Annotated in this window: 12 protein-coding genes; 9 read left to right on the top strand and 3 right to left on the bottom strand. The window is 42.2% G+C overall.

Annotation, left to right across the window (positions count from 1 at the left end; all coding sequences use genetic code 11):
• The first annotated feature begins 216 nt into the window (after positions 1-216).
• A complete protein-coding gene (locus LKO28_RS03865; RefSeq protein ID WP_227693379.1) occupies positions 217-438 on the top strand; it encodes a VF530 family DNA-binding protein in 222 nt (73 codons plus the stop codon).
• Between the two features lie 67 nt (positions 439-505).
• Here LKO28_RS03865 and LKO28_RS03870 read toward each other — a convergent pair whose 3' ends face one another.
• A complete protein-coding gene (locus LKO28_RS03870) occupies positions 506-2,344 on the bottom strand; it encodes a UbiD family decarboxylase (protein ID WP_227693380.1) in 1,839 nt (612 codons plus the stop codon).
• A gap of 65 nt (positions 2,345-2,409) precedes the next feature.
• The gene (locus LKO28_RS03875; protein ID WP_227693381.1) at positions 2,410-3,267 is read right to left on the bottom strand and encodes an SDR family oxidoreductase; all 858 of its coding nucleotides are present in this window, start codon (positions 3,265-3,267) and stop codon (positions 2,410-2,412) included.
• A gap of 206 nt (positions 3,268-3,473) precedes the next feature.
• Here LKO28_RS03875 and LKO28_RS03880 point away from each other — a divergent pair, with 206 nt between their 5' ends.
• From LKO28_RS03880 to LKO28_RS03895, 4 genes are all read left to right on the top strand, one after another.
• Positions 3,474-4,721 carry a deoxyribodipyrimidine photo-lyase gene (locus LKO28_RS03880; protein WP_227693382.1) on the top strand — a complete coding sequence of 416 codons (1,248 nt, stop codon included), beginning with the start codon at positions 3,474-3,476 and terminating at the stop codon, positions 4,719-4,721.
• 127 nt (positions 4,722-4,848) lie between these two features.
• Positions 4,849-7,578: a 2-oxoglutarate dehydrogenase E1 component gene (locus LKO28_RS03885; protein WP_227693383.1), complete on the top strand. Its 2,730-nt coding sequence runs from the start codon at positions 4,849-4,851 to the stop codon at positions 7,576-7,578.
• Positions 7,579-7,626: 48 nt separating this feature from the next.
• On the top strand, positions 7,627-8,862 hold the full coding sequence (gene odhB / locus LKO28_RS03890; RefSeq protein WP_227693384.1) for a 2-oxoglutarate dehydrogenase complex dihydrolipoyllysine-residue succinyltransferase: 1,236 nt from the start codon (positions 7,627-7,629) through the stop codon (positions 8,860-8,862).
• A gap of 97 nt (positions 8,863-8,959) precedes the next feature.
• Entirely contained in the window at positions 8,960-9,964 is a 1,005-nt protein-coding gene (locus LKO28_RS03895) for a hypothetical protein (RefSeq protein ID WP_227693385.1), read from the top strand.
• Positions 9,965-9,975: 11 nt separating this feature from the next.
• Here the strand turns inward: LKO28_RS03895 and LKO28_RS03900 are convergent, their stop codons facing one another.
• On the bottom strand, positions 9,976-11,910 hold the full coding sequence (locus LKO28_RS03900; RefSeq protein ID WP_227693386.1) for an LTA synthase family protein: 1,935 nt from the start codon (positions 11,908-11,910) through the stop codon (positions 9,976-9,978).
• 227 nt (positions 11,911-12,137) lie between these two features.
• Between LKO28_RS03900 and LKO28_RS03905 the strand changes: the two genes are divergently transcribed.
• From LKO28_RS03905 to LKO28_RS03920, 4 genes are all read left to right on the top strand, one after another.
• Complete coding sequence (locus tag LKO28_RS03905; RefSeq protein ID WP_227693387.1) at positions 12,138-14,756, top strand: valine--tRNA ligase; 2,619 nt, start codon at positions 12,138-12,140, stop codon at positions 14,754-14,756.
• Between the two features lie 227 nt (positions 14,757-14,983).
• Positions 14,984-15,733, top strand: a complete 750-nt coding sequence (locus tag LKO28_RS03910; protein ID WP_227693388.1) for an isocitrate lyase/phosphoenolpyruvate mutase family protein — start codon at positions 14,984-14,986, stop codon at positions 15,731-15,733.
• Between the two features lie 586 nt (positions 15,734-16,319).
• Positions 16,320-21,677, top strand: a complete 5,358-nt coding sequence (locus LKO28_RS03915) for a translocation/assembly module TamB domain-containing protein (protein WP_227693389.1) — start codon at positions 16,320-16,322, stop codon at positions 21,675-21,677.
• Positions 21,643-23,976 (top strand): BamA/TamA family outer membrane protein, encoded by a 2,334-nt coding sequence (locus tag LKO28_RS03920; RefSeq protein WP_227693390.1) that lies wholly within the window; start codon positions 21,643-21,645, stop codon positions 23,974-23,976. Before LKO28_RS03915 ends, LKO28_RS03920 begins: the two co-directional genes overlap by 35 nt.
• The last annotated feature ends 24 nt before the right edge of the window (positions 23,977-24,000 follow it).

The raw sequence follows: 24,000 nt of genomic DNA on the forward strand, positions 1-24,000 counted from the left end.
TACTGTTTACTCGTTATCATTAATATCATAACACAAAGAAAGATATAAATTGATTAATATCATAACATTTTATCAATTTTATTGAAAATAATTTAATGAAAAACATTTTAAGTTATTAAATTTACATAAAAACCATTGTTTTAATACAGATCATCAATTAGCGTTAAAATACGGCTGTCCACTTAAATAGATCATAAGAAATTGTATTTTTACACCATGGAGAAGCAACCGAACAATCCTTTGCACGGCAAACGGCTGGACACTATACTAGCGGAGTTACTAGATTACTATGGCGGTTGGAAGCCCCTAGGCCAACAAATACGAATTAATTGCTTCGTCGAAAATCCCAGCCTCAAATCATCGTTGACGTTCCTACGGAAAACACCTTGGGCTCGAAAGAAAGTAGAGGACTTGTACCTCGAAGTGATCGAGCGTTAACAATGCGCTTCTGGCCATGCACCCGGCCCTACGTATGCTGAAAACCGGGTGACCAAATACTATTTCGTTAGATAATTCCGTGCAGCGATCCCCCCTTGGCACCTAACCGATCGACCTTCCGCTCCACCGCCTCGTCCTTTATCAAATCAGGCGCATGATGGGCTTTACGCCTTGCATCTATAATAACTGGGCCACGACAGCCCCAATGTTTGAACAACGTGAAACTATCAACACCGTATATATCATAAGCCGGATTACTGCGTGTAAATGTAACCCAAGCAAAATTATTAACATTGTCCGCAGCAAAAGCAGCGTCATCAACCAGCACAATAAGCCGAATCCCCGACCAATCCTCTCTCTCCACTTCTTTACACCAAGTATCGATAGCATCACCCTCATCTGCGTAGGTCGTAAAAGGTTTTCCATCCACCACGATAACACCAGGGAAAGGCATTTTCGCTTGGTTAAATGGGCGAGCAAGATTTAAGTTTGATGGAATCTCTCTCCAAAGCTCCCTCTTTTTCTTGCCCACAGCAGCAAAAGTAACTTTGGAACCGGCATTTAGACCATCCCCCGTATAATCCAGGGTATCAATAGTCGTATTTGTCAGAAAGTGCAAGTCGCGGGTCAAATCAATACGTTCTAAGATATGCATAAAAAAGCCTGGAATGTCATGGATATCCAACCGTGGATTATCTTCGTGCGCACCGATAAAAAGATACTTCGCCAAGCTCAGCTGGTTCGTTCCCAATATCTGGTTGGCAATTGTCAACACTTCCTGCGGACGGTCTACTTCTTGATAAGGCGTATAACGCTCGCTACCGATCGCGAACAGCAATGGGTGCACGCCAGCTGGATCTACCGCATGCACAGCATACAAACCATTTATTTGCTCAGGGATAGCATTCCCGGTAATCTCATGGATCAAAGCGCCAAAGCTAGTATCCTCCTGCGGGGGTCTACCGACCACCGTAAAGGACCAAATAGGGTCTCGTCGGTGATATACTTTATGCACATGCATGAGCGGAAAAGGATGAGTTAGGCTATAATAACCAATATGATCGCCAAACGGCCCCTCGGGCTTTGTTTCATCCGGGTAAACCGTCCCAGTAATAACGAAATCGGCGTCGGCCGAGATACAAAAACCTTCCTCATCATAAAAATAACGAAATCGACGATTACCTAGAGTTCCTGCGAAAATCATCTCCGAAAGACCTTCAGGCAGGGGCATCACAGCGGAAAGTGCATGGGATGGCGGGCCACCTACAAATATACTGACCTTTAGCGGCACACCAAGCTGGTTCGCCTTAGTCTGATGCACACCGATCCCACGATGCAATTGATAATGAAGACCAATTTCCTTATCCAAAATATAGTCATTTCCGGAAAGTTGTATACGATACATACCCAAATTAGCGTGCATAATGCCGGGTCTTGAAACATCTTCGGTATATACCTGAGGCATAGTTACAAACGCACCTCCGTCCATTGGCCAATTGACAATTTGCGGTAGCGCAGAAATCTGCGTTTGCCCGTATAGGATAGGTGCTCCATTTTTCTTCTTCCATGGCAAGGCGCCTAGTGCTACCATCGACGATCCCACATAATGCAAAGGGTTTTTCAGCACCGACATGGGGTTCATTTTTACATCAACCAATTTTTTCACGTGATCTAGTGTGTCACGAAACATGAATTTGGAGCGACCTAATGTTCCGAAGAGATTGGAAACAGCCGGGAATGGGGAACCTTTAACGCGTTCAAAAAAGAGAGCCGGCCCTTCTGCATCAAACACACGCATGTGAATAGCTGCCATTTCTAAATAAGGATCGACCTCTTCTTTAATACGAACTAAATGACCGTGCCGCTCTAAGTCAGCGACACAATCTGCTAAACTGTTATACCCCATAGCTTAAAAAGATGTTAAAAGACAAAAATAACAGAATAAGCCGAAAAGGGACAATCAGCAATAAATTACTCTGCCATGAGAATGTCTTTTAACGGCGAAAAGTTAAAAGGCAAATGGACACGCCAACTGTTATCCACCTTTCCTTCCATCCGAAGTACACGCCAAAACTCCGCAGCGCCCGTATGTTCGCGCACACGCCGGCCATAAAACAGCATAAACAACCAGTCTGGCAAAGATACGATACGATGCACGCTCAATTTCGTTTTCAATTTCCGATAAAGACGATACAAGTCTACAGACGAAATGGCTTCTCCTCCCCCTACTTCCAATATTTTATGGCTAAAGTTAGGCACATGTAACATCGCCTTTAACCAACGCACGAGATCGTGTATCCCGATAGGCTGCAATAAACCGCCTCCATATCGTTTGGAGTAATACACCACTTTCCGATCAGCGACTTGTCCATATATTTGATAAAGTAAACAATCCTTCCCTACAACGAGATTCTTCAGTACAACCGTATAGTTTATTTTGCATTCTTTAAACAGATCTATAATAGGCTGTAAATATTGTTTGTCGGTATGTCTTGCTACATACACCAACCGTTTGCAGTGTAAATGGTTTATTAATCGAATAAAGTTGCGCAGCGATAATAGCTCGATTCCGATATCCAAAAAATCATCTAAAGTCGGCACTTGAGCAAAATAAAAAGAAGCATCTATATCAGGGAGACCTCCCCCATTTTCTACATTTTCTTTTAATAGATCTATCTCTACCACTTTGGCATTTATCGGTTCAGACATACGTTCCTCAAAAAGCTTTCGATTTCTCGTGATAGCGAATAAACGGAAATTTCCATCAGCCATCAAATTGGCACATCGTCGTCCTACATAGTTATTGAGCCCGCTGATCAAAATGTCCATAAAAAGTTCAGTTATATATTATTTTCTTCATAACACAATACAACGATGAATGTTCGCAGAAAACTTGATTTGTTACAAACAAACTTTCTTGTTGGTGAACTAATCGTTTGTCGCCCCTTTGTAATAAAGTCCTTCCCGGCCGACATAACGTGATATTTTCGCTATATTTGTCTCATCGTTTACATCTCCGTTTGGCATTTTCTTGTATGACAAAAAAAGTAATATTAGTTTGGTTCAGGAATGATTTACGTATTCATGATAATGAAATTCTGCACGAAGCTGTGCAAAAAGGTGATATTATAATACCCGTCTATTTTTTTGACCCTCGTTACTTTAAGCCAAACGACATAGGTTTTCAAAACACCGGCATTCTTCGCACCTTGTTTCTGATAGATGCGGTTACTCAATTTAAATCAACCTTGCAGAAAATAGGTGCCGATTTACTGGTTTTCCATGACAAGCCGGAAGACATTATCGATACACTCTGCGCAAAATACGAAGTAACCGAGGTATATCACCACCGCGAGGTAGCGCAACGCGAAACCGACATATCCGAAAAAGTAGAAGAAACACTATGGAAGCAGAAGATTAATCTGAAACATTTTATAGGCCATACTTTATATCATAAAGAGGATTTACCGATTCCTATCCGAGATGTACCGAACTCTTTTGCTGCATTTAAGAAAAAAGTAGAAAAAGAAAGTTTCGTACGACCGGTACTACCGCCCGTTACGCAAATCACGACACATCCGCATCTGGAAAGCACACACATCCCCACTTTGGAGGAATTGGGCTTTTCGCCGGAAGCCATCGCCTCTGTAGGTGACCTAAACGAGCTACCGAAGGGAGGAGAAGACCAGGCACTAGAAACAATTGAAAGAACGCTCTCTGCAGACTACAATGAGATAGACGACTACAGCCTGGTATCACCTTATATCGCAATTGGAACCGTATCTCCTGCTTTTTATTTCCACAAGATAAAGGAACACTACCGTCCTTCAAATAAAAAGAAATACGACCGCTTACTGATGCGTCTTTTATGGCGAGATTATTTTCGGTTTATGCTTAAAAAACATCCGAATATATTCTTTAAGCCTGGAGTTTCAACCGAAGACGGGTTAACAACGTCTGCAGCAGAAATAGAACAATGTATAGCGGAAGAACGCCATCCCTCTGTTATAGGTGAGTTTCTGGGCGAATTGCAAACTACAGGCAATTTACCTTACGAACACCGCGAAATTTTGGCTGCCTATATGCTACAGGAGTGGAAGGTCAATCATTTAGCGGGCGCCAGCTTTTTTGAAGAACATTTATTGGACTATGCCCCCGCCACGACATACGGTTATTGGCTGCATTTCGCTGGATATGGAACGAGCCCGAAAGATAATTTAAAAGTGTCGTGGGAAGAACTCTTAAAGAAGAACTATCAGACCAAGAAAATGGTGAATTCGTAGTGTACGCTCATAACGGCTATATCTTGGATTATTTGCTGTTTAAACTTGCTTTTTATTGCATTTATCTAGGACATAGTATTTAATATTTGCTAACTTTGGACAAAATTTTTATACGTAAGATTTCCTCATGGATAAATTAACATATTTGAGTAACGCCGATTCGGGATATATCGACGCGTTATATCAAGCATACAAGGAAGACCCAAATTCAGTGGATGCCAGCTGGCAGAAATTTTTTGAAGGATTTGATTTCGGACAAGCCTACGGTAGCGAAGGTGTTACTGAACAAACTCCTGAACACACCATTAAAGAAATCAAAGTATTACATATGATTCACGGCTACCGCGATCGTGGACATTTGTTTACCGAAACAAATCCTGTTCGCGAGCGTCGTAAGTATTTCCCTGGAAAGGAATTGGAAACATTTGGTTTATCGGAAGACGATATGGACACTGTTTTCAATGCGGGTGTGGAAATTGGTTTGGGACCAGCAAAACTCCGTGATATCCGTCAATTTATCGAGGAAACCTATTGCCGCTCGATAGGGGCTGAATTCCGTTACATTCGTCATCCAGAAAAGATTAAGTTCTTACAAGATCGGATGGAAGCGGAGAGAAACACGCCTAATTTCTCAATAGAGACAAAAAAACGTATTTTAAAGAAATTAAACGAAGCCGTTATTTTCGAAAGCTTTTTGGGTACCAAGTTTTTGGGACAAAAAAGGTTCTCATTAGAGGGCGGGGAATCCTTGATTCCTGCATTGGATTCTGTTATTCAAAAAGGGTCATCGCTCGGCATAGAGGAATTTGTTATTGGTATGGCTCACCGTGGACGTTTGAACGTGTTGTCGAATATCATGGGCAAACCCTACAAAACCATATTTTCCGAGTTTGAAGGAAAAATGTACGAAGCCGATCCCGAAACACAGTTCGGAGGCGATGTTAAATATCACTTAGGTTTTTCTTCGGATATTACCAGCCAGGAAGGTAAAAACATCCACCTTAGCTTGGCACCCAACCCTTCTCACTTGGAAACGGTAGACGGTGTGGCGGAAGGTATGGTACGCTCCAAAATCGACATGAAATATAGTGGTGATTCATCTAAGATTGCGCCGATCCTTATTCATGGTGATGCGGCCGTAGCCGCTCAAGGTATCGTCTACGAAACGATACAGATGTCTAAATTAGATGGATATAAAACAGGTGGCACTATCCATATCGTGATTAACAACCAAGTTGGTTTTACGACAAACTATAAAGATGCTCGTTCATCAACTTACTGTACGGATATTGCGAAAGTTACACTATCTCCTGTATTCCACGTCAATGGAGATGACGTAGAAGCATTGGTCTACGCAATTAACTTAGCGGTTGAATATCGTCAAAAATACAAAACTGATGTATTTATAGACCTATTGGGATACAGACGATACGGTCATAATGAGGCAGATGAACCAAAATTCACCCAACCATCATTATACAAACTTATTGAAAAGCATCCAAATACCTTGGCAATATATGTGGATAAACTGATTAAACAGGGGTCCATCGATGCCGGTTATGCCAAAACCCTAGAAAAAGATTTTCGTTCAATTTTACAAGATCGCTTAGAGGCTGCGAAAACGGTGGAGGAAATCAGTGATGAGCGTCCGATGTTTGCTGGTGCATGGAAAGGTCTACGTCCGGCAAGACAATCTGATATTGGTAAACCCGTCATTACAAAGGTTACGAAAACGTTGTTTTTAGAACTGGCTAAGGAAATGAATACCCTGCCAAAAGACAAAAAGTTCTTCCGAAAGATTACCAAAGTGTATGAGGATCGATTGAAAATGATCGAAACTGACAGATACGATTGGGCTATGGGTGAATTAATGGCCTACGCTACCTTATTGAATGAGGATTTTCGTGTACGTATCTCCGGTCAGGACGTACAACGCGGTACATTCTCACACCGTCATGCCGTGGTGACATTGGAAGATTCTGACGAAACGTATACACCTCTATCCAAATTAAAGGGTGGAGAAAAATTCTGTATTTATAATTCTTTGTTATCTGAATATGCGGTCTTGGCTTTTGAATACGGTTATGCTTCGGTAAACCCGAATTCACTGACAATATGGGAAGCACAATTTGGAGACTTTGCTAACGGCGGTCAGATTGTATTTGACCAATACATCTCTTCGGGAGAGACTAAATGGAAACGTTCTAATGGGCTTGTGATGCTTCTTCCGCACGGAATGGAAGGACAAGGACCGGAACATTCTTCATGTCGTATTGAACGTTATCTCGAACTAAGTGCCAATGACAATATCATTGTAGCAAATTGTACAAGCCCGGCAAATTACTTCCATCTTTTACGTCGTCAGCTTCACCGCGAGTTCCGCAAACCATTGGTTGTGGCGACGCCGAAAAGCCTTTTGCGTCATCCTAAAGCAGTTTCTTCGCTTGCCGATTTTACGGAGAAGGGATTTCAGGAAATATTGGACGATGCAAATGCAAATGCTAAGTCGGTAAAGCGGGTGTTACTATGTTCAGGTAAGATTTACTATGACTTGTTGGAAAAACAAGAGGCGGATAAACGCAATGATATCGCGCTAGTGCGTATAGAACAGCTATTCCCGATCGCATATGATCAACTGGAAGCGATTCGCAAAAAATATGCTAAAGCTGAATTCGTGTGGGTGCAAGAAGAGAATGAGAACATGGGCGCATGGCCATTCTACTGCCGTAAACTTAGCGGTTCGTCGCTCAATCTACGGGTAATTGCTCGACCAGAAAGTGGATCTCCTGCAACAGGATATATGAAACGCCACTTAGCACAACAAGCAGAGATAATTAACAAAGCATTCGAAATATAAAACTTATTAACAAGCATTCTTGTTGTTGATATAATAGAAATTAAAAATATGAGCTTAGAAATCAAAGTACCCGCCGTAGGAGAATCGATCACAGAGGTAACCTTGGCACAATGGCTAAAACAAGATGGTGATTACGTTGAAATGGACGAAAACATCGCCGAATTGGAATCTGACAAAGCAACTTTTGAATTACCGGCAGAAAAGGCGGGTATACTCAAAATTATAGCACAAGAGGGGGATACTTTAGAAATCGGTGCGGTAGTATGTAGCATAGAAGAAGGTGATGCACCGGCTGGAAGCGCTGAGAAAAAAGAAGATGCTCCCGCTGCAAAAGCAGATGGAGCAACAGCCCCAGCAAATGAAGCTACCGAAAGCTCAGATTCTTATGCTGCTGGGACAGCATCTCCGGCTGCAGCAAAGATATTAAGAGAAAAAGGAATTGATCCTTCCACAATCAAAGGTACGGGCAAAGAGGGTCGTATTACGAAGGAAGATGCTGAAAAAGCACAGGCTAAGCCTGCTGCAACTAAAACAGAAAGTAAACCTGCTACAGCAGTGTCCGCTCCAATAGCTGTTGCCGGCTCTCGTAATGAGCGTCGTGAAAAAATGACTTCGCTCCGTAAGACAATTGCGAAGCGTTTAGTGACGGTAAAAAATGAGACAGCGATGCTGACCACTTTCAACGAAGTGAACATGCAGCCGATAATGGATCTTCGCTCAAAATACAAAGATGCTTTCAAAGAGAAACATGGTGTGGGTCTAGGATTTATGTCTTTTTTCACAAAAGCTGTTACGATGGCTCTGAAAGAATGGCCTGCGGTTAATGCACGTATAGAAGACAACGAAATTGTTTACTCGGATTTTGCCGATATTTCCATTGCGGTATCTGCACCGAAAGGCTTGGTGGTTCCAGTTATCCGCAATGCAGAATCTATGAGCTTATACCAGATTGAGAAAGAAGTCATTAACTTAGCGACAAAAGCGCGTGATAATAAATTAACGATAGAAGAAATGACTGGTGGGACGTTTACCATTACCAATGGTGGTGTATTTGGTTCCATGATGTCTACCCCGATTATTAATGCGCCACAATCAGCTATTTTAGGCATGCACAACATTGTACAGCGTCCGGTAGCGGAAAATGGCCAAGTGGTTATTCGTCCGATGATGTATATCGCATTATCATATGATCATCGTACGATCGACGGTCGTGAGTCCGTAAGTTTCTTGGTTCGCGTAAAACAGCTGTTGGAAGATCCAGCACGCTTATTATTGGAAGTTTAAACAAACATCAATACGCTCTAAAAGGTCGTCTTCTTAAACAAGACGACCTTTTTTTGAATAAAAACGCTTTTATTTTGGTTTACAAGAACATCCACTAATGAACTATAAATACGTTGTCATCATTTTGACTTTTTTCTGTTCGAGTATCACATTACTATCCCGGGCACAACACGCGGGGTTGGAAGTTGATTTTTTCGGATACGCAGATAATAGAGAATACAAATCTCTTTATACGAAGGATAAAACTTTCTTTGGTTCCATTTTAACTCCCCAGCTCTATTTTGCCTTGGATAGCAACCATAGAATCTATGGTGGTCTTCATTACAATCAAGATTTTGGTAGACACAGTGAAAATAGAGAGCGTCTCTCTCCTATCGCTTATTACAATTTTAACAACAAAAATATAGATTTTGCGTTGGGCCTTTTCCCGCGCCATAAACGATTAGCCGATATCCCGCGAATGGTACTAGCGGATACTTTACTGTACGATCGCCCTAACATGGAAGGTATGTACTTTTCTTTTCAAAACAAGAACATCAAACAGGCTATTTATATCGATTGGATGAGCCAGCAAAGTTATCGGCATCGGGAACGATTTGTGGTCGGACTCTCGGGAAAATATACGTTTGGAAAATTCTATATGGCAGATGATGCTTTACTTTACCATAATGCATTGACGAGCAATCCAGAGATAGAAGAACATATTCAGGACAATGGCATTGTGATTGTACGCGCAGGCGTGGATCTCAGCCACACAACTTTTTTAGACACCCTCACCGCGGATGCCGGTGTGGCCTTCGGGTTCGACCGCGTACGTACCGAATACGATCTCCGTACCGCTAGGGGTTTTATAGCTAACGTCCATCTAGGCTATCGAAGCTTTTTCTTACACAACACTTTATATTTGGGGGAAGCACAAAATCTCCCCAATGGCGATTCATTTTATCACCGCGACACCTACAACCGGCTTGATCTAGGCTGGACGCCCTTTAAAAAAGGAAATGTGGATGGCAAGTTCACCGCATCCTTCCATTTCGCACCCGATCAGGTCAGTAACCAACAAGCATTTACTTTGCGTTATCGGTTCGGAAAAGCGTTCTAAATTTTATACTTTTACGGCGCCACCAAATTATTATGAATCATACGGTTGTTATACTGCTGAATAAATGCTCTCAGACTTCTGTCCAGACGTTCTACCGTTTCAGGACTTGCCTTTAATAAATCATATTGTTCTAAACGATCTTCTCTCAGATTGAATAAAGACAATGGTTTTTCACCATCATGCGTCATGAAATAATCATCTTGAAAAAAGCAATATGTACCACTGATATTGTTGACTAAAAAATTGTCCCTATCACTGGATAGTGCATCAAAACCGAAAGAAAAATATGGTTTATTATACCCGAGGTAGCTTAGTACGGTAGGCATGATATCAATTTGTTGTACCAGCTTATCGGAGATACCGCGCAGGTTCTTATCGTTCGGGCGATAGAAGATAATAGGAATAGCTACGCTATTGGCAGACGTTTTATATTCAGGAAGATGACTCACAGTTGCATGATCAGCACAGATGACAAATAGGGTATTGTTAAACCAAGGCATTTGAGCAGCCGTTTGGAAAAACTGTCGAAGCGCATAGTCGGTGTACCCTATAGGCTCCTGGACAGGAAGGGGGCCTTTGGGAAATTTACCTTGGTACTGCGGAGGTACTTTAAAGGGATGATGAGACGACAACGAAAAGAAACCGGCAAAAAAGGGTTGATGAAATTGGTTCAATTCGTTCGCCATAAATTGCATAAAGGGCTCATCCCAAATCCCCCACATCCCATCAAAGTCTTTATCATTATTGTATTCGTCCTTGCCAAAATAATGCTGAATACCTGCCAGTTGCATGTATGCAGAAAAACCCATACTTCCGTTAGGTGCACCATGAAAAAAAGCAGTTTCATAGCCTTCATCACCTAATAACTTCGCCATACTGGTGGTCTTGTTTCCGGAATAAATGGACAAGACGTAGGGTTCACCTACGGACGGTATTCCCGTAATAACGGAAGGCAAAGCATCTATGGACTTTCTGCCGTTCGCGAACGACCTAGAGAACGTATAGGATTCGCCAATCAAGGAATCCAAAAAGGGCGTATATCCCGTATAGCTTCCGCCTTGTATATCTTTATTCAATGCTCCGATATGTTCTTTTGCAAAACTTTCCAAAATCAGAACCACCACATTCATTTTTTTAAACTCTTCAGTGCCTTCGGGCTGATGAATGACTGGATACAAAGTTTCCAATTCTGCATCCGTATAATAATGTACTTCCTCTAACTGGACGGCCTTTAGTGTCTTCAGTATACTGAAAGGCGTATTCAGCACAACATTCATTTCTTCCGGATTTTGCACATAATCGCCCGCATTGCTCAACGTAATTGGTCGGGTGCTATGCGCCCAACCACCGCGTACCCCCCCAATAAATAAAAAAGCTATTAATAGAAATAATCCTGTGTGAGCAATATAAAATGGCAGCGATAGCTTTTGAGGGCGGTAAATGACTATAACACGGGCTACCGCTCTTACGACAAAAACTAAGGCGATAAAAAGTAATACCAGCCCCCAATATCCCCAGACAAAATCGAAAGCCAGCCTGCCCAAGTTTTCTTCGTTCGCAAATTGCTCAAACACTGTTCCCGTCGTTCTTTTGAGCGTAAACGGGTAATAGGCGTAGTCGATCACATTTAACATAACTCCTAAACTGTTGGTGATAATAAAAAGCCATTGTGCTACCTTTTGATAGAAGCGAGCATACTTAAAGGAGAAGGGTATTCCTTGCATTAAAATATAGAGCACATTTAAATAAAGAAGTGCAACTACATCAAATTTCACGCCTCCCCAAAGCATACGAAGTAGATCCGTTAGACCTACGTTAGGAAACAACGCTTGGTTATAGACGAAAAACCCTAGGCGTAGCAAGGTATATAGGAGTAACAGAAGTAGAAATTGAATGGCCAACAACCAAAAGGTATTGACCAAGTTATAAGACACCTTATATTTCATTCGTAAATATTTATTGATCGCTCTTTGTTTCGGTTTGTATCAATGAATGCTTCGCCGCGTGTTCTCCGTCGCCCCTAGAACCTTCATTCAAAAATGAAAACCCTCGCTAACCGTTAATTAATATAAATTTAACCGCAAATTTATGCAATAATAATACAAATCCTCCAATTCGTAGTATTGCTGCTAATTCCGTATTTTTGCCTTTCGATTTTGAACGATTTATAATAATGAGCATAGCAAAAACTTATAACCCCAAAGAAGCGGAAGAAAAGTGGTATTCCTATTGGATGGATAAGGGCTTTTTCCGGTCTATACCTGATGAACGCGAACCCTATACGATTGTGATGCCCCCGCCCAACGTAACGGGTGTGCTGCACATGGGCCACATGTTGAATAATACTATTCAAGACGTTCTGATACGTCGAGCACGTATGCAAGGTAAGAACGCATGCTGGGTTCCTGGTACTGACCATGCTTCTATTGCGACGGAAGCCAAGGTTGTCGCTATGCTCAAAGAGAAAGGTATTGATAAAAAATCGCTAAACCGCGAAGATTTTCTGAAACACGCTTGGGAGTGGAAAGAAAAATATGGCGGAATCATTCTTAAACAGTTGGAAAAATTAGGGGCCTCCTGTGATTGGGAACGGACGAAATTCACGATGGACCCTGATCTATCAGACGCTGTTATTGATACGTTTATAAAATTTCACAAAGCGGGGTACATCTATCGCGGAGTACGAATGGTCAATTGGGATCCGCAGGGTAAAACGGCCCTGTCAGACGAAGAAGTTATCCGGAAGGAAGTCAACCAGAAACTATATTACATCCGCTACAAAATAACGGGTACCGAAGAACACATCGTTATCGCCACTACCCGTCCCGAAACCATCATGGCTGATACGGCTATTTGCATAAACCCACATGATGAGCGTTATCTGCATCTTAAAGGGAAAACCATTTTGGTGCCTTTAGTAAATCGGGAAATTCCGATTATTCAAGACGAATATGTGGAGATGGAGTTTGGTACGGGCTGCTTAAAAGTTACCCCAGCACACGATCTAAACGATTACGAGTTGGGACAGAAGCATAACCTTCCCGTTATCGATATTTTGAACGACGATGGAACGTTGAACGAAAAAGCACAGATTCTGATAAATGAAGATCGTTTTGTTGCCCGTAAGAAAGTAGTTAAAATGCTGGAAGAAGCGGGTCAAATCGAGAAAATCGAAGACTACAAATCACAGGTAGGTTTTTCAGAACGTACCGATGCCGCTATAGAACCAAAACTTTCCATGCAGTGGTTCTGCAAAATGGATGAATTGGCTAAGCCTGCTTTGGAATACGTAGAAAATGGCACGATAAAACTTATCCCTGAAAAATTCTTTGCCTCTTATAAGCATTGGATGGAAAACGTAAAGGATTGGTGTATCTCGAGGCAACTTTGGTGGGGACAGCGGATCCCAGCCTGGTACAACGAAAATAATGAGTGGGTAGTCGCGAAAACCGAGGCTGAAGCTGTAACCGAATTGCAGGCACAGGGTAAGTCTATCCAAGGCATCCGTCAAGAAGACGACGTATTGGATACTTGGTTTTCATCGGGCCTCTGGCCCATGTCGGTCTTCGATGGGGTGCGTCATCCGGACAATGAAGACTTCAAATACTATTATCCGACCAATGATTTGGTGACCGCACCCGAGATTCTATTTTTCTGGGTGGCACGGATGATTATCATGGGGCACGACTATACGCAAAAGCCACCATTCCGCAATGTATATCTTACAGGAATCGTGCGGGATAAATTGGGTCGTAAAATGTCTAAATCGTTAGGTAATTCGCCCGATCCTATCGAATTGATGGAGCAATATGGTACGGATGGCGTACGCGTGGGTATGCTCCTATCCTCTCCTGCCGGTAATGATCTCATGTTTGACGAGGCATATTGCGAACAGGGCCGTAATTTTGCGAATAAGATTTGGAATGCCTTTCGTTTAGTCAAAGGATGGGAAAGTACGGATGCGCCGGCGACGGCAGGACAAAAGACAGCAGCACTATGGTTTAAGAACCGCTTCAACCAAGCCGTTACAGAAATTGATGAGCATTTTGCAAATTATCGTCTGTCCGATGCCCTCATGGCAACCTATAAATTGATCTGGGATGACTTTTGTGCATGGTATCTGGAATTGATAAAACCTGCTTATCAAGCACCCATCGAAAAGGAAACACATAAAACGGTTAAAGAATTTTTTCAAAAAGTGTTGACATTAGCACATCCCTTTATGCCGTTCTTGACGGAGGAATTATGGCACGATGAATTATTTGGAGATCGAGTTGCCGAAGATTGTGTTATCGTTGCACCATACCCCGTCATACAAGCATATGATGAGCAAATCATAAAGGAATTTACGATCGTACAACAGATCATTTCGGAGATCAGAAATGTTCGCAATACGAAGGGAATATCGCCAAAAACGGCTCTCCCCCTGGCTATTAGCAGTACAGAAATTGATTTCACCAAATATCAAGAAAGCATTCTCAAGCTGGCGAATATCTCGGAACTAAACTTCGTAGAGGAAAAGGTAGCTGGCGCCCTGAGCTTTCTAGCCGGAAAAAGCGAGTGTTATGTAAAGCTTGATGCGGACAATATTGATGTGGCGGCTGAACAGGAACGTATTACGAAAGAAATCGCTTATCTTAAAGGTTTTCTGACGTCAGTAGACAAAAAGTTGTCTAATGAGCGTTTTGTTCAAAATGCGAAACCAGAAATTGTAGAGAATGAACGTAACAAAAAAGTAGACGCCGAAACTAAAATCCGTATTTTAGAAGAAAGTCTCGCGGCATTGGAATAAAAAAAATATTCATTTCTTCCCTAACAGATGTGTATTTCTTCGAAATGCACATCTTTTTTTATAAAACGTCTATGGAATTAATTAATTCCATAGACGTTTTTTGTTAAACAGCACTTATAATTCTGCCGAAGCTCCGATTTCTTCCAATTGGAGATTACCTCCAAACCAAACCTGCTTTCCAGTGTTCTTTAATAGAACACATTATCTTTAGTAAAACACGTTACATTATGTCTTATACTATATTTAAGCAACTTCACAATGAAAACCAAGCCTTGGTATTAGGAAACGTATGGGACGCTCAAAGCGCAAAAATAGCGGAAGACGCTGGTTTTAAAGCTTTAGGAACTTCCAGTCACGCGATCGCCAACCTACTGGGCTACGCAGATGGTGAGCAGATAACGGTTAACGAATTACTCTTTATGGTGAAGCGAATTGTCAAAGCAGTTGGTATTCCCGTATCCGTAGATTTCGAAGCCGGCTATTCGGATGATCCGGAGATCGTGACTGATCATGTTCAGCAATTAAAAGATCTCGGTATCGTGGGTATTAATTTAGAAGATGGAAAAGTCGTGAATGGAAAAAGAAAACTTCAGGATGCACATAGCTTAGCTAATAAGATCAAAGCGATTAAAGCCCATGTCCCAGAAATGTTTATCAATGCTCGGGCGGATACCTATACCACCGACCATCCCCAAGCGTTAGAAGAAGCCATCGCGCGTGCTTCATTATACGAAAAAGCAGGCGCCGACGGCCTTTTTATACCACTTGTGGAAACGAAAGACGATATTCAAAAAATTGTTTCTTCTACCTCCTTGCCTCTCAATGTCTTCTTAACCGATAACCTCCCCGACTTGCCGACCCTTCACCAATGGGGCGTAAGACGACTAAGCCATGGCGCGAAAATCTATGAGTGGCTTGTAGAGAAGAATACCGATACATTTCAGTACTTTGTAAAAGATCCTAGACTTCCCAAATAGATTTGCCGCGATTGTTAGGCCCAGAAAAAGTTAAGCATTTAGAAGCGATGACTTATGGAATCGAGGCTTGCAGAAATAGAACAGGAGCTTATTTCAGCTCCTGTTCTATTTTACCCTATTGCACCATTTTTGGTGCCTATGCGGCATATTAAGGTCTACAAAGTTTAAAAACAAACAAAATAAACCCCACCATGAACATTAAAAATGATTCATTTGCAATCATTCCCTGATGTATTCTATCATGGCTTCCCTGAGGCACGTCATTTTTTTTTTCCATAATCTAACCATTTGATAATTATCGCTCTTCCATGTCATAGCATTCAATGTCAAGAACAATGAACAACGAGAAAAGTTTTTTAAACTTTATTTTTTCAGAAATCACGAGCGATCGCCCCAAATGGATACCTGTGTGCAACTACTAATCTACAATCTCCTTTTTTATATCATTAATCGTTAACAAAGCTTATTTTTGTTTGTTAATTTACAGCACAAAAATAGGAGTAGAAATAAACATTTTTATTCGTTTAACGTTTGTTGATTAGTGAGATTGCAAAATAAAGTCATATAAATTTAATATAAAACCGCTTTGAATCGATTCGGACGAATAGCTTTAAAAACTATATTATGGATTATTGGCAGTGTTATCGCCCTGCTTTTATTGGTTATTTTACTTATACGGATGCCAGCGGTTCAAAACTACGTGGTAGGGAAAGTTACGAACTATCTGGAAAACAAAATTGGCACCCCTGTAGACATCGGTTACATAAATATTACCTTTCCGAAAAAATTGGTACTTGAAAATGTTTATTTTGAAGACCAATCCAAAGACACGTTGATTGCCGGCGAAAAATTATTGGTAGATATCGACATGTTCAAACTGCTGAAAAACACCGTTGAGATCCAACAATTGGAACTAAAGGGTATTACCGCAAAAATAAACCGAACATTGCCCGATAGCAGTTTTAATTTCGACTACATTGTAGCGGCATTTGCCTCAGAAGAAGAAAGTACCCCAACTGCCGATACGGCTTCTGCTCTCGTTTTCGATATCAACGATGTGCGTTTTGAACGGATCCATTTCGTTTATCACGACGAAGTGATCGGTACTCATGCAGATATCCAGCTGGGGCAATTTGACACGAAAGTAAAGCGGTTCGACTTAACGAACAACATGTCATTTTCGATGCCCAACATTAAGTTGGACGGACTAACAGCAAAAGTTCGCCAATGGGCGCCCATTAACGAAGGAGAGGCACCGTCAGCCGAGGATTTTGGGATCAAAGACAGCTCGGTAGTAGCATCTTCTCTCCTACCCGATCTGGATATCAAGACCTTAGATTTACGTAATATACTGGTGGAATATCAGGATTCTTCGGCCGCGATGGATACCCATTTCGATATACAGAAACTAACGGCAGACATTAAAGAGATCGATCTCAACAAAGAAATTGTACGTTTAGGCAGCGTTACGCTAGCTGATTCTGACTCACAGATATTGATGGGTAAAATGGCGACAATGAACGCCACAACCCCAGAAGCCGACACGCTTTCGAACAGCAGCTCCATGAACTGGGTAGTTTCGGCAGACAAAATACGGGTTGATAAAACGAATGTTTGGTTTAAAGATGATAATCAACCCCGCATGAAGGGGTTTGATTATTTCAACATTAAAATCAGCGACTTTTTGGCGGAATTAGACGATCTATATTTTTCTAGCGACTCGATTTCAGGCTCCCTAAAAAACCTAGCTATGGTCGATCACTCGGGATTTTCAATTCAAAAGTTGCAAGCAGACTTCGCATATCATAATACCGGGGTCGAAATTCGCAATCTGCTCGCGCAAACACCCAAAACCACGATCCGGGAATATATCAAACTATCCTACCCGTCCTTGGATGCAATAACAGACGATCCAGGCCAAGTGCTTGTAGAAGCTAATATTAAAAACTCCACACTGGATATGGGTGACATCCGCTACTTTGTACCGGATTTGGACACCATGGAGGTTATGCAACCTCTTTTGACACACTCATTTTACGTGAATGGGTTGGTAAAAGGTCGGATGAACAATTTGACGATTCCAAATATCGAAATAAAAACTCTGGACCGCACCCATTTGTTGGCGAGCGCTATAATCAAAGGACTCCCCGATCCAGAGAAACTAAACATAGATCTGAATCTGAAAAAATTAACTACCGGGCAGGCAGACATCGCCCGACTGGTAGCGCCATCCATGCTGCCAGACAGTTTACAACTCCCCAACGCCATCAGTTTATCGGGGACATTTAAGGGCGGAATGGCCGGTTTTGACGCGAATATAAGTCTAGTCACCGAGAAAGGCAATGCTACCGTAAACGGCAACATGCAATTGGGTGCAGATACGACCTATAACGCTTATTTATCCATCAACGATCTAGACATTGGCAACATATTACATCAGGATTCTGTTTTAGGAATTGTTTCGGCAGAAGTAAACGTTGTTGGAACGGGATTGAACCCAAAGAACATGACCGCGACAGTAGATGGCCGACTGATTCAGTTGGAAGCGATGAGCTATTCCTATCACGATATCCAATTGCATGCGGAGGCCAAAGAAGGTCTGATCGCAGGCACATTGGACAGTCCGGATCCGAATATACAGCTCCATATGGATTTCACAGCGGATATGCGCCCGACCTATCCTAAGCTCGATGCTATGCTTATGATTGATAGCGTTAATCTACAAAACTTAAACCTTATGGAGGACGATTTCCGTTACCACGGAAAAATTGTAGCCAATTTTGAAACGGCTGACCCCGACTTTCTGAACGGTTCTTTAGACATCGTCAATTCCGCAATCGCATACAACGCCGATCGTTATACGCTAGATAGCATCTCCCTAAGAGCATCGGCGGACACGAGTAGAAACGTTCTTTTATTGCGGTCTGGATTTCTTCGAGCACATATGGTTGGAAAATATCAGCTAACCGCTTTAGCACCTGCCATACAGGATATCATAGAGGTATACTACAACCCGAATAACACAACGAAGGACACTGTTTCGTACGAACCGCAACAATTTGAATTTAGCGCTACCCTTAATAATTCCCGCTTTATTCGCGAATTTCTACCCGATTTAGAAGAAATGCGTGACATCACTTTAGATGGTACATTTAATAGCGCCACGCAAAGCGTCATGGCCAAGTTACTTGCACCAAAGATTGTGTATGGGGGTACCACGATAGAAAATGTAGGGGTTGACATTACCACCTACGACAGCACACTCTATTATTCTACGCTTATCCACAAAATAAAAATGGGCAATATTGAGTTGAATAATACGGTGGCCAGTGGCAGTGTTGTGGACAACACAATCGACTTTGGTCTTTGGATCAAAGATAAGGACGATAAGGAACAATATCACTTAGGCGCGAACTTGGCCGTTGCGGCCGACAATTTTGTTTTCCGGCTTCATGAGGATGGATTAAAATTAAACTACGAAAACTGGAATATTGACAGCGCCAATACCATCGGTTTCGGTGGGGCCGGCGTTTATGCACATAACTTCCGTTTAACCAATAATGGTCAAGAGTTGCTTATCCAGTCGAAAGATTCGATTTCTAACGCCCCTATTGACGTAATATTTAATAATTTTAGAATCGAGACATTTGCGCAAATGTTAGCTTCCGACATCTTAAACGTAGGCGGCGGAATCAACGGCATAGCCACGTTGTCCCGACTGGAAAGCAGCCCGGTATTTGTATCGGATTTAACAATTGATCGCTTCTATTTTGGCACGGACACGGTGGGTAATATCCTGGTTAAAGTAGACAATATTAAAGAGAACACGTTTTCTGCCGATGTTAGAATAGAAGGCAATGGTAACGATGTACAGCTTGCCGGTGATTTCATCAGTCCGCCGAATGAAACTGCTTCGCTCAATGCTACTTTATCTTTAAAACCAATGAAAATGACAACTATACAAGCATTTAGCATGGGTTACTTAGAGGACAGTGCGGGCGACTTGGTGGGCGACTTAAAAATTACCGGTAATCTAGATGCACCGCAGATTAACGGCGAACTTACCTTTCAGAACAGCAGATTGAACGTAGCCATGTTGAATGCTGATTTTCTGATGGATAACCAAACCATTTATTTTAACAAGGAAGGCATACAACTCAAAAAATTTGAAATTAAAGATTTAAGGGGTAACACCTCCTCATTAAGCGGTTCTATTGCCACAACCACCTATACAGATTTCGACTTCAATCTAAATCTTACGATGGACGATTTCGCCGCCGTTAATTCTACCCGAGAAGACAATGATCTATTTTTCGGAAAATTATACTTAACGTCGAACCTCCGCATACGCGGCAATCTGGATCAACTGCGTATAGATGGAAATATTAAAGCCAATGAGAATACCGATTTCGTTTTAATCGTGCCCAACGAGGATCCGGGCATCGCTCAGCGGGATGGAGTCGTTAAATTTGTCGATCGTTCTGATACCGCACGCGCAAATGTATTCGCTCGGTTGGATTCCCTTACGACAGCAACCAAACTATCCGGCATGGATATCGCCCTTAATCTGGCTACCGATCCGGAAGCTAAATTCAAGGTTATATTGGACGAAGGCACACAAGATGCCCTCAACATTCAAGGTATAGCCGAGTTGAATGCGACTATCGATGCGAGTGACAAAATAACGATGTCAGGCACCTATACCGTAGAGCGCGGAGATTACACATTCTCCTTAGGCCCTATCTCGAAACCTTTCCTTTTCCAGAAAGGCAGTACGATTACCTGGAATGGTGACCCATTAGATGCCCGTATGGATATTACCGCCATCTACCGAAATCGCTTTCCCACCTTAGAACTCGTACAATCGCAAATTGGAGGCGAAAGCCAGAATTTGTATAAGCAGCGTATTCCATTCGATGTGAAGCTGATCTTAACCGGAGAACTCTTTAAGCCGGAAATTAACTTCGACATCGATTTAGACGAGAATAACGCGATTGTCTCACAAGACGTCGTAAGTAAGGTTAATATCGCATTGGCAAATATCCGCGACGATCCGGCCGAATTGAATAAGCAAGTATTCTCATTGATTGCGCTCGGTCGCTTTATGTCTGCCAATCCTTTCGAGAGTCTATCAGGAGGTGGTGGAGCAGAAGCAATGGCCCGAAATACCGTCAGTTCGTTTTTGAGCAGCCAGCTGAACAACCTCGCTTCTGATTTGATCAAAGGCGTAGAACTAGACTTCAATCTGCAATCGGAAGAGGATTACCTAACCGGAAACGCACAGACAAGAACCGACTTAAATGTCGGGGTATCGAAAATGTTATTTGATGATCGCTTGAAAGTCACTATCGGCTCCAATTTTGAAGTAGAAGGAAATACAAGACCAGGAGAGAAAGCTTCCAATATTGCAGGCGATATATCACTGGAATATCAGCTTTCAAAAGATGGTCGGTATTTCGCGCGTGTATACCGCAAAAACCAATATCAAGCAACTTTACAAGGACAATTCGTAGAAACCGGCATCGGTTTTATTATCACGATGAGTTACGACAAATTCAAAGAGTTGTTTATGAGTTCGCGAGCGTTAGAACAATATTACAATACCGATAGCCGTAGTTTCCGCCGCCGCTTCAATGTAGAACGGATGGAGACAGATTCTGCTTATAGGGACAGTGTTCGCATGGTAATCCGGGACAGCCTCATGAAGAATAGCCCCGAATTTCGGAAAAGAATAGAAGAACGCCGCGAAAGCGAACAACTACAAGAGCAGAAAAATGACACGGACAGTGCATCAAACAACAATCCTGTAGACTCGACTGGGCATGTAATCCGAAAAGAAGAACTCGAAGAATCGGAAGAAAAACAACCAGAAAACACCAAAATAGATACAACAAAAAATGCCATCCGCGATGACGAAGAAGAAAGGAAACGGTATGAAGATTAACTGGTCGCATCTTGCTCTGGGCGTAGTTGCAACCGTTGTGGGGGCGAGTTGTAACCCTACGAAATACCTTACAGAGGACGAAAAACTCTACAATAAGGGACATGTTGTGATTCATGCTGAAGATAGCATCCCGAATGACAGGAAAGAAGCGTTTGAAACGTATTTAGAAGAAATGTTACGTCCTAAACCGAACAAAAAGATTCTGGGCGTTCGCTTCAAACTCGGTCTATATAATATGGCGGGCGGACCCGATTCATCGTCAGGTGTCATTAATCGCTGGCTGCGGCGACAAGGAGAAGAACCGGTCTTACTTAGCGATGTCAACCGGGAATACAATGAAAATCTGTTACGAAACCGGATGGAGAACTTTGGTTTTTTTAATGCCTATGTTACTTCAGATACGACGATAGATGGAAAAATGGCTGAAGTGATTTACAACGCTCATCCGGGAAAAATATACCGTATTGCTAACGTTGATTTTGAAGTGGACTCTACTACGCAGCTGGGGAAAGATATTGCAAGTACGAAATCCGAATCGCTCTTAAAGGTAAAAAGCAACTACAACTTAGATGTTATCCTCAATGAACGCGACCGAATCGACAACGAGCTAAAGAATAAAGGCTATTATTATTTTTCGCCGGATCATTTACTGGTAGAGGTAGATAGTACAGGGGGTGATCACGAAGTCGATATGTACGTGACGGTAAAACCGGAGACACCTGGTAAAGCCAAAGAACCCCAAAAAATTGGAAATATCTTTATTTATCCGAATTACCGGCAAACATCCGAGGGATTTAGGACAACGCGTCCGAGAGCGAATCAACTATTTGACGATCAATATTATATTATAGATCCACAGAACACCTATCGTAAACGCGTGTTGGCAAACCATGTCTTTTTTAATAAAGGAGACACCTATACCCGCTGGGAACACAACCGAACCATTAGTCATTTGGTCAATCTCAACGCTTTTAAGTTTGTCAAAAACACCTTTGTAGACAATCCCGATTCGGCCAACACGATGGACGTATACTACCACCTTACCCCCATGCAGCGTAAATCGATCCGTTTTGAGGTGATCGGGAAGACCGCATCGGTTTATAACGGAACAGAAGCGAATGTGCATTGGACGTTGCGCAATGCCTTCAAGGGATTCGAGACATTTACATTAAGCGTCTTTGGGGGATATGAAACGCAAACGGGAGGTAGTGTAAACCTAAACTCTGCGTACATACGCTATGGAGCTGAAGCCGGTATCGTATGGCCACGGTTGTTATCACCGTACAAGTGGGCACCTTCCCGGCGCTATATCCCGAAAACGTATGCCAAAGTGGGTTATGAATTTTTAAACAGACGAAATGCGTATACACTCAATTCATTAACCTTAAATTACGGTTATAATTGGAAGGAAAACGATCAAAAACAACACGATTTGGCGTTAGCTGAAATCATCTATGTACAGCCGCGTAATATCACCGATGAATACCGGGCACAGATGGATACTATCCCTACCCTTCGGCACATCGTTGATCCGCAATTTTCATTCGGGCCGAATTACAACTATACGTTTACCAATTCCATGGAAGCTGACCGAAAACATACTTTTTATGTAAAAACGGGATTAAATACTTCTGGTAATGTACTGGGGCTAATCCAAGGAGCGAATTATGACGAAGGAGCTAAAGAAATCTTCGGGACGCCTTACGCACAGTTTATTAAAGCGGAAGCAGACTTTCGACATTATATGAAGTTGTCGTCTAAATCCCAACTTGCCTCTAGAGTCATGATTGGGATGAGCCATTCTTATGGAAACTCCCGGTCTCTCCCTTACTTAAAACAATATTTCTCCGGAGGTCCAAATGGACTTCGTGCTTATCGCGCGCGCGCCGTCGGGCCGGGATCAGCTTACCCTGAAAACTTAGGAGAGGATAATTTTTTTGCCGATCAGACAGGTGATTTTAAACTAGAGCTTAACACCGAATACCGTGCACCTATCGCGGGCATGTTACACTGGGCAGCATTTATAGATGCAGGTAATATTTGGTTACAGCGTAGGGATGAAAACAAACCTGGGGGAACACTGTCGAAAGATTTCTATAAAGAGCTGGCCGTTGGCGCAGGTTTAGGTTTACGACTTGATTTAGATTTTCTCATCGTCCGTACCGATTTTGCTATACCCGTTCGTGTACCTTACCGGAATCCTGGCGATCGTTGGGTATTTAAGTACATCGATTTTAGCGATCGGGAATGGAGACGAGAAAACCTCGTATTTAATTTAGCCATCGGATATCCGTTCTAAATTCTTTTATTTTCCTACCCTTTT

The sequence above is a fragment of the Sphingobacterium sp. FBM7-1 genome (assembly GCF_020687765.1).
In the GTDB taxonomy this organism is placed as follows: Bacteria; Bacteroidota; Bacteroidia; order Sphingobacteriales; family Sphingobacteriaceae; genus Sphingobacterium.

Coding starts and splice junctions, on each gene's coding strand:
- LKO28_RS03920 (WP_227693390.1), top strand. CDS start 21,643: ATGACGAAGAAGAAAGGAAACGGTATGAAGATTAACTGGTCGCATCTT.
- LKO28_RS03905 (WP_227693387.1), top strand. CDS start 12,138: ATGAGCATAGCAAAAACTTATAACCCCAAAGAAGCGGAAGAAAAGTGG.
- LKO28_RS03895 (WP_227693385.1), top strand. CDS start 8,960: ATGAACTATAAATACGTTGTCATCATTTTGACTTTTTTCTGTTCGAGT.
- odhB (WP_227693384.1), top strand. CDS start 7,627: ATGAGCTTAGAAATCAAAGTACCCGCCGTAGGAGAATCGATCACAGAG.
- LKO28_RS03910 (WP_227693388.1), top strand. CDS start 14,984: ATGTCTTATACTATATTTAAGCAACTTCACAATGAAAACCAAGCCTTG.
- LKO28_RS03870 (WP_227693380.1), bottom strand. CDS start 2,344: ATGGGGTATAACAGTTTAGCAGATTGTGTCGCTGACTTAGAGCGGCAC.
- LKO28_RS03880 (WP_227693382.1), top strand. CDS start 3,474: ATGACAAAAAAAGTAATATTAGTTTGGTTCAGGAATGATTTACGTATT.
- LKO28_RS03865 (WP_227693379.1), top strand. CDS start 217: ATGGAGAAGCAACCGAACAATCCTTTGCACGGCAAACGGCTGGACACT.
- LKO28_RS03885 (WP_227693383.1), top strand. CDS start 4,849: ATGGATAAATTAACATATTTGAGTAACGCCGATTCGGGATATATCGAC.
- LKO28_RS03900 (WP_227693386.1), bottom strand. CDS start 11,910: ATGAAATATAAGGTGTCTTATAACTTGGTCAATACCTTTTGGTTGTTG.
- LKO28_RS03875 (WP_227693381.1), bottom strand. CDS start 3,267: ATGGACATTTTGATCAGCGGGCTCAATAACTATGTAGGACGACGATGT.